Annotated in this window: 10 protein-coding genes and 1 pseudogene; 8 read left to right on the forward strand and 3 right to left on the reverse strand. The window is 65.9% G+C overall.

The window, feature by feature from the left end; translation table 11 throughout:
• Positions 1-15 precede the first annotated feature (15 nt).
• A complete protein-coding gene (locus EAF64_RS07610) occupies positions 16-1,659 on the reverse strand; it encodes a Cdc6/Cdc18 family protein (RefSeq protein WP_129068372.1) in 1,644 nt (547 codons plus the stop codon).
• Between the two features lie 1,408 nt (positions 1,660-3,067).
• Between EAF64_RS07610 and EAF64_RS07615 the strand changes: the two genes are divergently transcribed.
• The 6 genes and pseudogenes from EAF64_RS07615 (at position 3,068) to EAF64_RS20885 (ending at position 6,323) form a co-directional block, all read left to right on the forward strand.
• On the forward strand, positions 3,068-3,697 hold the full coding sequence (locus tag EAF64_RS07615; RefSeq protein ID WP_092663780.1) for an Era-like GTP-binding protein: 630 nt from the start codon (positions 3,068-3,070) through the stop codon (positions 3,695-3,697).
• Between the two features lie 4 nt (positions 3,698-3,701).
• Complete coding sequence (locus EAF64_RS07620; RefSeq protein ID WP_129068373.1) at positions 3,702-4,088, forward strand: DUF2073 domain-containing protein; 387 nt, start codon at positions 3,702-3,704, stop codon at positions 4,086-4,088.
• The gene (locus EAF64_RS07625; protein WP_129068374.1) at positions 4,088-4,837 is read left to right on the forward strand and encodes an OapC/ArvC family zinc-ribbon domain-containing protein; all 750 of its coding nucleotides are present in this window, start codon (positions 4,088-4,090) and stop codon (positions 4,835-4,837) included. The genes EAF64_RS07620 and EAF64_RS07625 overlap by 1 nt, the downstream gene beginning before the upstream one ends.
• 81 nt (positions 4,838-4,918) lie before the next feature.
• Complete coding sequence (locus tag EAF64_RS07630) at positions 4,919-5,155, forward strand: hypothetical protein (RefSeq protein WP_129068375.1); 237 nt, start codon at positions 4,919-4,921, stop codon at positions 5,153-5,155.
• Positions 5,152-6,072: pseudogene (locus tag EAF64_RS21725) on the forward strand (formate/nitrite transporter family protein); the annotation flags it as partial. The gene EAF64_RS07630 and the pseudogene EAF64_RS21725, both read left to right, overlap by 4 nt.
• Positions 6,073-6,167: 95 nt before the next feature.
• Positions 6,168-6,323, forward strand: a complete 156-nt coding sequence (locus EAF64_RS20885) for a hypothetical protein (protein ID WP_193767613.1) — start codon at positions 6,168-6,170, stop codon at positions 6,321-6,323.
• Positions 6,324-6,404: 81 nt separating this feature from the next.
• Here EAF64_RS20885 and mdh read toward each other — a convergent pair whose 3' ends face one another.
• A complete protein-coding gene (mdh, locus tag EAF64_RS07640) occupies positions 6,405-7,319 on the reverse strand; it encodes a malate dehydrogenase (protein WP_129068376.1) in 915 nt (304 codons plus the stop codon).
• A 147-nt stretch (positions 7,320-7,466) separates the two neighbouring features.
• Between mdh and EAF64_RS07645 the strand changes: the two genes are divergently transcribed.
• Entirely contained in the window at positions 7,467-8,228 is a 762-nt protein-coding gene (locus EAF64_RS07645; RefSeq protein ID WP_129068377.1) for an Sjogren's syndrome/scleroderma autoantigen 1 family protein, read from the forward strand.
• A 1-nt stretch (position 8,229) separates the two neighbouring features.
• Here the strand turns inward: EAF64_RS07645 and EAF64_RS07650 are convergent, their stop codons facing one another.
• Positions 8,230-10,791 carry a DEAD/DEAH box helicase gene (locus EAF64_RS07650; RefSeq protein WP_129068378.1) on the reverse strand — a complete coding sequence of 854 codons (2,562 nt, stop codon included), beginning with the start codon at positions 10,789-10,791 and terminating at the stop codon, positions 8,230-8,232.
• 144 nt (positions 10,792-10,935) lie between these two features.
• Between EAF64_RS07650 and EAF64_RS07655 the strand changes: the two genes are divergently transcribed.
• Positions 10,936-11,535, forward strand: coding sequence for a PaaI family thioesterase (locus EAF64_RS07655; RefSeq protein WP_129068379.1), 600 nt, complete (start codon positions 10,936-10,938; stop codon positions 11,533-11,535).
• Positions 11,536-11,584: the final 49 nt, after the last annotated feature.

The raw sequence follows: 11,584 nt of genomic DNA on the forward strand, positions 1-11,584 counted from the left end.
GCCGATTTTTCCCGCTCAGTTGTCGAACCGCGCCTGCACGAACGGCTGTACGTCCTCGATATCGCCCAGGCGTGAATCCGAGAGCAGGACCGCCTCGGTCTCGTCGATGGGCACCGAGAGACTGATCTCTTTCGTGCGGCCGTACCGGCCCTTCGAGACGACGACGGCGTTGACGATGCCCAGCATGTCAAGCTCCGAGATGAGGTCCGTCACGCGGCGCTGGGTGAGCGTGTCCGCGTCGATCTCGTCACAGAGGCGCTTGTAGATGTTGTACACCTCGCCGGTGTTGATGTTGTGGACGCCGTTCTTCTCGAGCAGGATGATCGCGAACAGGACCAGTTTCGACTGCGTGGGCAGCGTGCGGACGACCTCGACCACCCGATCCAGTTCGATCTTCTCCTGGGCGCGCCGGACGTGGTCCTCCTCGACGCGCTCGGTCTGTCCGCGCTCGGCGAGTTCGCCCGCGGTCCGCAGGAGGTCGAGCGCGCGGCGTGCGTCCCCGTGTTCCTGTGCGGCGAAGGCCGCACACAGCGGGATCACGTCGTCGGACAGCGCACCCTCCTCGAAGGCGTCGTCGGCGCGGTGCTGGAGGATGTCCCGGAGCTGGTTGGCGTCGTAGGGCGGGAAGACGATCTCTTCCTCGCCGAGACTCGACTTGACGCGGGGGTCGAGGAAGTCGGTGAACTTCAGGTCGTTACTGATGCCCATGATCGACACCCGGGAGTTGTCGAGTTCCGAGTTCATCCGCGAGAGATTGTAGAGGGTGTCGTCGCCGCTCTTCTCGACGAGTTTGTCGATCTCGTCGAGCATGATGACGACCACGCGTTCGTGGTAATCGACGGCCTCGAAGAAACTGTTGTACACACGGTCGGTCGGCCAGCCGGTCATGGGGACCTCCTCGAACTCCGCGCGGTCCTCGTCCAGGTCCTCGATCAGGGCGTCCAGTTCCTCCAGGGTCTCGACCTCGTCGATGCCGGGGCCCGACCCCACCGACACCCCTGTTTCGAGTGCGCTCCCGTCGGTCGATTCCAGCACGGAGGCGTCGTCTTCGGCCCGGTCGCGGAGCCCTTCCAGTTCGGCGATACGGTCGGCGATCACCTCGCGGTTCTTGTCGATGAACTTGTTGGCCAGCTGTGCGAGGACCCGGTACTGGGTGTCGGTGACCTCGCAGTTGATGTACTGGACCTCACAGGGCACCTCGTACTTCTGGGAGGTCGTCTCGAGTTCCTCGCTGACGAACTTCGCGCTCGCGGTCTTGCCGGTCCCGGTCTTTCCGTAGATGAGGATGTTCGAGGGCGTGTCCCCACGGAGTGCCGAGACGAGGATCGTCGCCATGTTGTTGATCTGTTCCTGTCGGTGGGGAAGCTCGCGGGGCGTGTAGGAGGGTCGCAACACCTCCTTGTTCTCGAAGATGGGCGCGCCGCTGAGCAGGTCGTCGAACAGCCCGCGCGAGGCCTCGTCGAGGTCGTCGTCCTCGTCGACGTCGTCGAGTACTACATCGTCCAGCGACGAGTCGGCGTCGGTCGCCTCGACGTCGACACTGGGTCGGCCCTCGTCGGACGTATCGTCGAGCGGCGCCTGCTCACCGGGCCCGTCCCGCCCGTCTGACTTCCCCGCTCCCGTGTCCGGTCCGTCGGATTCGTTCCCGCGTCCTGTCATAAACGTACCCCTCTGTTTCGGGTGGAGAGAGACACCTCGCGTCCCAGAAACAGCCCGCGAGTCGTCGAAGATCCGTTCTACGCGGAAATCGGGCTCTTCGGGGACGTCCAGTTGAACCACAAGAACCCGTGGTTGACGACCTATTAAATATTTCGATTGTTGAGGGGTCCGGAGGTGGCAGTATGGATATATTGCAGGCGGTATCAGACCGGATAGTCGCCGGTTTCGGCAACCGGCGGGAGCGACACAGGCGTGACGAGTCGGAGAAACACCTGTGTTTCGGGTGAAGCGGGGGTGGTGCCGTGAGGCGGGGGTGTTGCCGTGAGGCGGGGGTGTTGCTCGGCTCGCGGTCGGCATCGGGCCGCGACCCGGACGAGAGTTACCGCGAAGTGAGCACGTTCGAACGAATTCGGTCCACTCGGGCCACTTGTTGCAGACGCGCGCGAGACAGTGCGAACGCCTCGTGTGGTACGTACACGGACTGCCTGAGAAATCGTGCCGGATCGACGGGAACCCGGATCGGCGCGGTGCGGACACGAAGGGAGGGGGTTCGACGACGGGGTGGGGTATTCGACGGGAGACGGCCAGCTGTGGAAGGTTCAGTGACCGATCCGCTGGCAGGACGAGGTCGGAACGAATCCCACCCAGTGACCGGACCGAACCGCGACCAGCGAGGAGAACGGATCGAGACGGGATCCGGGGATCGTGAGTGAGGGAAGGGGTTCGACAGGAAAGGATGGGGTGGGTGGGAACCCCCCCACCCCTTCGTTTCGGGTGGAACGGTGCGGGAAGGGGTGGGGGGACCCCCCTATCTAGAGAGGGAAACGCTTAACTTACCACTCCACAAACCAAACCCGTAGAACTTCGAAACACCCTTTGTTCTAGTGGAGCTAGTATGTTGTGGGGCTAGTGCTAGGGAAACCGGCTAGACTAGTGGAAACTAGGGCTAGAGGCGCGCTCCCGCGTGGTGTCGGCTGTTCCCGACCGCGATCCGTCTCTCACCCCTACCCCGTCGTTCCTGCCGTTCCACCTGAAACGAAGGGGTGGGGGGCTCTCGTTCCCGCCGAACTCGACCTCTCTCCCGTCCGAATCGTGGTGTCGACTGCCGTGGTCTTCGTTCACATACCCGCCCACCGACATCACCCCGTACCGTTTCGGGTCCACCCAGCCGTCGCTCCCGATCGGCACCTTCGTCTTCCTTCCGGCTCCGCCCGCTCGCTGGGTTCCGCCGTTCCGAACCACCCGTTCCGGTTCCGGCCCTCCGTTTCGTTCGGGCACTCTCGAACGGAGTCGAACCCGTCCTACCGAGAAGTATCGGAATATTTATGTATGTCTGACGTACACTTAAGTAAATTCGGTCGGGAAGTACCCGCAGAAGCTCTCTCACGGAGAGAGCGGGAGGCCCAGGATGGGACTGATCACGGACATCCGAGACAGTATTTCGTCGTTGTTCTCGGCGCAGGACCCGAAGCGAATCGGTATCTACGGTCCACCAAACGCCGGGAAGACGACGCTGGCGAACCGCATCGCTCGCGACTGGACAGGTGACGCTATCGGCCCGGAGAGTCACATTCCACACGAAACACGCCGCGCACGCAGGAAGGAGAACGTCGAGATCGAGCGCAACGGCAAGTCGGTCACCATCGACGTGGTCGACACGCCCGGTGTCACGACGAAAGTCGATTACACCGAATTCCTCGAACACGACATGGAGAAAGACGACGCCGTCCGTCGCTCCCGCGAGGCCACGGAAGGCGTCGCCGAGGCCATGCACTGGCTGCGCGAGGACGTCGACGGCGTCCTCTACGTGCTGGACTCGACAGAAGACCCCTTCACACAGGTGAACACGATGCTGGTCGGCATCATCGAGAGTCAGGACCTCCCCGTTCTGATCCTCGCGAACAAGACCGACCTCGAGGACTCGAACGTCCGCCGCATCGAGAACGCGTTCCCACAGCACGAGACGCTGCCGCTGTCGGCGCTGGAAGGCGACAACATGGACGAGGTCTACGACAAGATCGCGGAGTACTTCGGGTGATCTCATGCCGGAAGTAAAAAAGGCAGACGACGACGGCGTGCAGATCGACCTCATCAGCGGCGAGCGCATGGAGAACATGACCTCCATGGAGAAGATCCGGATGATCCTCGACGGCGTGCACGAGGGCAACATCGTCATCCTCGAGGAGGGACTCTCGCCCGACGAGGAGTCCCGGCTCATCGAGGTCACGATGACCGAGATCAGTCCCGACGAGTTCAACGGGATCGAGATCGAGACCTACCCCCAATCCGGGAGTACGGACTCCGGACTGCTCAATCGGCTGATGGGCAAAGACGAGACGAAGAAGCTGACCGTGATCGGGCCGGCCAACCAGATCGAGACGCTGCACAAAGACGAGACGCTGATCAGCGCCCTGGTCTCACGGAAATAATGCCCCACCAGTGTACGAGCTGCGGCCAGGTGTTCGACGACGGCTCCAAGGAGATGCTGTCGGGCTGTCCGGACTGTGGTGGGAACAAGTTTCAGTTCCACCCCTCGACCGAGGACGTGCCCGCGGAACCGGAGCCGTCGGCCGAACCACCGGACCCACCGACGCCCGACAGCTCCGTCGCCCGCACCGTCGGGAACGCGGCCGCGACCGTTCGTGACCTGGTGGGCAGTTCGGGGTCACAGTCCGCGGGCGCACCCGAGGACGATCCGTCGAGCCGTGACCCTGCCCCGGCCGACTCGATCCCGTCGGAGCCGGCCCCCGCGCCGGACCGAACGCCGCCCGACACCCCGGCGTCCCGTGAGGACGCCGCACAGGCCGACGCCCGGAGCGAAGTCGTCAGTCCGGACGAGATTCCCACTGGCAGTGAACCGTCCACGGGCACCGAACCGCCCGCGACCGACGACGCCGCCACGAGCGAGGATCTCGGAACCGACCCGACCGGCGCGAGCGCCACGCCCGTCCCGACCGGCGACGCCGGCGGCCGCGTCGCCAGCGAACCCAGCGAGGACCGCCCGGACCTCAGCGAACTCCGTGAGGAACTCAACGACCAGTTCGAGAGTATCAAGGTCCTGAGCCCCGGCCAGTACGAACTCAACCTGATGGAACTGTACGACCGCGAAGAGTACATCATCGCCCTGCAGGAGGACGGCCGGTACACGATCCAGGTGCCCGAAAACTGGCACGACTGACCGGTTCCGGGACGACACGACCGACTGATTCCGGATTGGAGCCATCGGTTTTTTTCCTCTCGCCCTTCGCATCGCCGACCGATGCCCGACAATCTCGACCGATACAAGCTGTTCGTCTACGGTCTCATTCTGCTCTTTCTCCCGGTGCTGTTCATCGGGTTCACCCTCTCGTTTCTCCAGTTCAGCGGCGCGGTCGCACTCGGTGAACTCTCGGCGCTCGAACTGGTCGAACTGTACGTCATCGAACTGGTCCTGTTCGGTGGGCTGATCTACGGACTCTACCTGCTGGCCGAGCGCTTCGGGAGGGATGCCCTGTGAGCGACGACGACCGGGACCGAGAGGCGTCGGTTCGCGAGGCGGTCGAACGCTCTCGGCACGGCGCGCCCGCGGCGGGTGCGGTCGTGCGCGACCGGTTCGACTCCGACGAGGTGTTCCAGCGGATCATCGTGGCGGCCGACGAGGAGATCGGCACCGGCAAGTGGGAACTGTCCTTCGGCGCCCTCGCGGCGGGGTTCGCGATCACGTACCTCGTGGACGCCAGCCTCACCGCGAGCACGGACGGCGACCCGATCCTCAGCGCGCTGCTGTATCCGCTCGGATTCGTCTACATCATCCTCGGGGGCTACCAGCTGTACCCGAGAACACGCTCCCTCCCGTCGCGCTCGTGCTAGAACGGCTCGCGAGCCTGCCGGCGCTGTTGCGGACGTGGGGACTCGTACTGGAGGCAACTTCGCCGGCGGTGCCCTCGGGGCGCTGGTGCTCGCGTCGACGGGTGTGCTGTCCGACCAGACCGCAGTCGCGGCCACCGCCTCGCCATGAAAGGGATCGAGACGCCGTTCTGGGATCTCTTCTTCAAGGCCGGCTTCGCGGGCCTGATCGTCGCCGGCGTCGTCTGTCTGGACTACTCGGTCCGTGACTCCATCTCCCGGCTCGTCCTCGTGTACCTCGCGTTCCTGGCGATCCCGTTCGCGAACCGCTTCCACGTCGTCGTCTCCTTCACCGAGGTCATGTACCTCGTGTTCGGCGGGCAGGTGCCGCTCGTTCCCGGTCTCTACGGGTTCGTGTTCCCGGTCCTCCTCGGAAACACGGTCGGCGGTGTCTTGCTCGTGACCGTCGTGAACTACTTCCAGACGACCGAGCGACGGGTCGAAGCCGCCCGCGAACGCGGCCGCGAGCAGATGCTGTCGGTCCGTGAACTGCTGTTCGGCGGGTTCGTCGGCCGGTCCTACGTCCCGTCCCGGGCCGAGACCGACGACGGCAGCGACTGACGTCGGTCCCCGACCGGCGCAACGATTATATAAATGGCCGAATATTCTTCCCCCTGAGTACCATGCGACACCGAGACGACTCCCACGTCGACGAGTGGGCCGCCCTCGTGGGAGAGGACGTCGGGGAACGGGTTTCAGAACCGGCTCTCGCGGGGCGTGCGCGCACCGCCCTCGGTGCGCGGTACCGCGACGACGCCAGTCCACACACCGACCGTTGAGCGACCGTCGCGGTAGCCACCGATCGGTGCCGGCGAAAAGAACGGCGAATTTCGGGCCGGTAGTCGACGGAATCCGTCCGCTCAGGAGATCTTCTCGTACTGCTCGGAGAGCTTGTCGGCGGCCTCGTCGAGCAGTTCCTGCTCGCCATCGGTCAGCTCCCAGTCGACGACCTCTTCGACGCCGTTGGCGCCGAGCTTGCAGGGGACGCCGAAGCCGGTGTCCTCGTAGCCGTACTCGCCGTCGAGCTTGATAGAGGCGGGGAGCACTTCGCCCGTGTCGTTGACGATGGCCTCGACCATGTGCGCGACGCCCGTGGCGGGACCCCACTCGGTCGCGCCCTTGCGCTCGATGACGTCCATGGCGCTCTCCTGGAGCTCTTCGAGGATCGTCTCCTGCTCGTCGTCGGAGAACTCGGGGTCGGTGCCGTTGACCCGGACCTTCGAGAACACGGGGACCTGGGCGTCGCCATGTTCGCCCAGGATCGTGGCCTCGACGTTCTGGACGGGCTCGTCGAAGCGCTCGGAGAGGACGTAGCGGAACCGGGCGGAGTCGAGTCGGCCGCCGAAGCCGATCACCTTGTGCCGGTCGCGGTCACCGACCTCGTACTGGTGGCGGTTGAGCAGGTCGACCGGGTTCGAGGTGGTGATCGAGACGAAATCGTCGGAGTGCTCCTCGAGCTGGCTGATGATGTCGTCCATGATCGGGGCGTTGTCGTCGGCCAGGTCGATCCGCGTCTGTCCGGGTGACCGGGGCAGCCCCGCGGTGATGACGACGACGTCAGAGCCGGCGGTGTCCTCGTAGGTTCCCTGCCGGATCGTCGTGTTGGAGTCGTAGGCGACCCCGTGGTTCGTGTCCGCAGCCTGCCCGATGGTGACGTCCTCCTGGTCCGGAATGTCGACGTAGACGAGTTCGTCCGCGATGTCGCGCAGGGCGATGTTGTACCCCGCTGCGGCACCGACGGTGCCCGCCGCGCCCACTATGCTAACTTTCGTCATATCGGCTGGAAATCCCAGCCCCGGCGAATTAAACTCTTCTTTTTGTTCCTCCCAGCGCCGCCATCCGGTTGATCACGCTGCCCGTCGGTCAAACCCACTTCGGTCGACCCCGCAAGCCATTTTCCGCCTGGCCGTCTCTACCCGTGTATGAGCGACTTCGACAAGGAAGCCGAACGCGAGAAGTTGCGCGAAAAGTACGGGCGCGACGAGGACGACCGCGAAGCGACAGAGCGCATGAGCGACCTCCTCCTGAAGGGCGCGACGATGACCAACGCCCACTGTGGCACCTGTGGCGACCCCATCTTCCGCTACGAGGGCCAGGAGTTCTGTTCGACCTGCCAGGAGGTCATCAGCGAAGCCGACGACCAGCGGAGCGACGGCGAACAGCCGGACGACGCCGACCAGCCAGCCGAGACGGGCCAGCCAACCGAGGCTCAGTCCGCAGACGGAGCGACCGCCGACGCGGCCGGCGACCGAGCCGCCCCCGACCAGGCCAGCGCCCCCGACGAGCCAGCCACCGCCAGCGACGCCCGGACACCCCAGCACGCGGCGAACGGCCGGGCCGACACCGGGGCCAGCGCCACCCCCGAACTGGCCGGCCACACGGAGACCACCGACGCGTCGAACCAGCCCGCCGACTGGACGTCGAGCATGGACCCGTCAGTCGCGGACGCAGTCGAAACGGAGGGCCAGTCCGCAAACACTGCGCAGGCCACTGCGCCGACCCCGTCACCGGCCGGTGGTAGTTCGGGCACGCTCGCGGGCGCACGCGAGTCGCTCGAGGGAACCATCGTCCGCCTGACCCGGCAGGCCGAGGCCAGCGACGACCTCGAACGGACCCGGGCCTACCTCGCGGCCGTCGCGGAGGCGGCCGACGCGCTCGCGGCGGTCAAACGCGCGGACCGTTAACTTAGCCCTCGTAGTCGCTCCCGACGATCTCCCGGATGCGCTCGGCGGTCACCGCGCCGACGCCCTCGACTTCCTGGAGGTCCTCTTCGTTGGCGATCATCACACCTTCGACGGTGCCGAAGTGAGACAGGAGCGACCGCGCGGTGACGGGGCCGACCTCCGCGATGGAGGCGACGACGTACTCCTGTTGTTCCGACAGGGTCTTCGACTGTTTCTCCCCGTGGATGCTCACCTCGCGGTCCGACTGTTCCTGCTCGCGTGTGGCGATCACCTCCATGAGGTCGGCCGTGTCGTCCTCGTCGGTCGTCCGGAGGACGCTCGCGCCGAAGTCCACGACGAGCGAGGACAGCGCCCCCCGGATCGCGTTGGGGTGGACGTTGCGCTCGCCGTAGAGGTCCGCGCCCTCGACGATCACGACCGGGCGGGCGTAGTGACGGGTTGCGTCGCCGACCTGCTCGAACATCGAGCGGTCCCCGCCGGTGAGCGTGTCGAGGAAGTCACCCACCGTCTTGCGTTCGACGACGACTCGATCCGAGAGGACGTAGTCGCCGACCGCCAGCGTCTCCAGGCGTGTCTCGATCCCCTCGCGCGTCGAGAGGTCCCGCGCGATGGTCGAATCGAGTTCCCGCTGGTCGGCCACGATCTCGATCGTCTCGCCGTCCGGCGCGGCTTCCGCGACGACACCTTCGTCGGTGCCGTCACCGTCCCCCCCACCGCCCCCGGACCCCCCAGTTTCGTCTCCACCGGCCGATGCTTCGTCGCCGCCGCTTCCACTGAACCCCTCGGTTTCGTCTCCGTCGACCGACCGATCGGTCCCGTCCGCCGCGAATGCCGAGAGGCCCGACTGGCCGCTCGTCTGCCCCGCCGTCGCCCGAGCACTCCCCTCGTCGCCCGCCGTTTCCCCTGCGGCGTCGCCCGCGTCGCTCGACCCCTCCGTTTCGTCTCCACCGGCGGACGTGTCAGTCTCGCCACCGGCGTCGGCGTAGTCGTCGAGTTTCGTCCCGTGGAGTTCGGACTCGATCTCGCCGGCGACGGATTTGAGATCGCGCAACTCCTGTTCCATGCGCTTCTCGTCGTTGCGCGACTTCCAGAAGTAGGCCTCGTCACGGGTGTCCTCGGCCAGTAGGACGATCACGCGCCCCTCGGTCTGACGGCCGGTCCGGCCCTTCCGCTGGATCGACCGGATCGCGGTGGGGACGGGTTCGTAGAAGAGTACGAGGTCGACCTCGGGCACGTCCAGTCCCTCCTCGGCGACCGAGGTCGAGACGAGCACCTCGAACTCGCCGGCCCGGAAGGCGTCCAGGGTCTCCTGTTGCTCGGTCTGGGTCATCCCGTCGCTGCCCTCGGTGTCGCTCTGCCCGACGAACTTCCGGGTCTCGAAGTGACTGCCCAGGAACTCGACGAGCGTCTCGGCGGTGTCCCGCGATTCGGTGAAGACGATGACGCGCTCCCCGCCGTCGAGCCCGAGCGTCTGCGCCAGGAGGATGCGGGCCTGCCTGAACTTGGGGTGGAGGTCGTCGTAGTTCTCCGCCCGACGCATCGCCTCGCGGACTTTGGGATCGGATACCAGCCGCTGGTCGGCCTTCGAGGCCCCGGAGGCGCGGGCGGCCTGTTTCAGCCGCTCGAAATATCTGCGGAGCGACTCCACGCTCTGGGTCTCGACGTAGTTGACCGCCGTGTTGAGCTTCCGGATCTCGGCGTGGAGACTCATCCCCTTGTACCCCTCCGACTGGTCGTTGTTCATCAGCTCCCGGAGCTTCGCCTGGATGCGGACGAGTTCCTTCTCCGAGAGGTCCGGGCTGGTCTTGTTGCTCACCCCGAGTTCCTTGAGTTTGCCCAGCCGGTCCGAGATCACGTCGTTGAGCGCGTCCCGGATCTCGATCACTTCGTCGGGCAACTCGACGCGCTCCCAGGTGAGATCGGTGTCGTGGGTGTACTCGGCCACGTCTGCGTCGTCCTCGGTCATCACCTCCACTTCCCGGAGTCCGAGGTTCTCACAGACCTGGAGGATCGCCTCCTCGTCGCCGCCGGGGGAGGCGCTCATCGCCGTCACTAGCGGATCCGTTGCGTCGTCGTGGTAGCGCTCGGCGATGTAGTTGTAAGCGTAGTCGCCGCTGGCGCGGTGACACTCGTCGAAGGTCAGGTGGGTCACGTCGGACAGGGAGATCCGATTCCCCACCAGGTCGTTCTCGACGACCTGGGGAGTGGCGATGACGATGCGGGCGTCGTCCCAGAGGTCAGACCGGTCGTCGGGCCTGACCTCGCCGGTGAAGACGACGATCTCCTCGTCGGGAATCTCCAGCGCTTCGCGGTAGAACTCGGCGTGCTGGGTCACGAGGGGTTTCGTCGGCGCGAGAAAGAGCGCCTTCCCGCCGGCGTCGTGGAGGCGGTCTGCGGTGACCAGCAGGCTCACCGTGGTCTTGCCCAGGCCCGTCGGGAGACAGACCAGGGTGTGGTCCGCCAGGGCCGCGTCGGCGAGTGTGACCTGGTACTGCCGGTCCTCCAGCAGTCCCTCGGTCAACAGGGGGTGCTCGACGTGTCCGACCTCGTCGGTCGCTGCCATTACCCGGGATACCCGCTACCGCCGGTTAAGCGTTCGCGTACCGGGGTGGAAGTGAAGCGCGCTCGATTGCTGGCCGTCGGCGTCGCACCGACGCGTCCGTCCACGAACACACAGCTTAGCACCCCCTGGTGTGAACCGGAGGGTATGGCAGACCAACGCCGGGAGACGACGGTCGCCCTGCCGGGCGACGTGTACGAGCGACTGGGCGGCGACGACGAGGCTGTGGCGGAGACGCTGGAGACGCTGGCGGCCGACCACGCGGAGTTGCAGCGCTCTATCGCGCAGTTCACCGACGAGGGTGGCGAGCCACCGATGGGTGAGGGCCAGGCCGCGACGATGGCGGCGCTGGCCGACTTCGGGCCGCCAATCGGGCGACTGTTGGGGTTCGAACTCGAGGACGCGGAGCCGGGGCGGGCGGTCCTCTCGCTCCAGCCCGGGCCGGAACACGCCAACCCGATGGGGACGCTTCACGGGGGTGTCCTCTGTGATCTGGGCGACGCTGCGATGGGGTACGCCTACGCGAGTACGCTCGGGCCCGACGAGTCGTTCACGACGCTGGAACTCGACGTGAAGTTCCTGCGGCCGGTGTGGGATCAGCGCCTGATGGCGGAAGCGACGATCACGCACGACGGCCGGACGGTCGGCCTCGTCGAGTGTGACGTGACCGGGCCCGACGACGAACTGATCGCCCACCTGGAGAGTGTCTGCATGACGCTCCGCGGCGACGACGCGGACGGCCGGTAGTCCGTCGGCCCGAGGAACAGTCCAGCGAATCGAACTTCGAAACACGCCG

Origin of the sequence: Halorientalis pallida, assembly GCF_004118325.1 — an archaeon.
Taxonomy (GTDB): Archaea; Halobacteriota; Halobacteria; order Halobacteriales; family Haloarculaceae; genus Halorientalis; species Halorientalis pallida.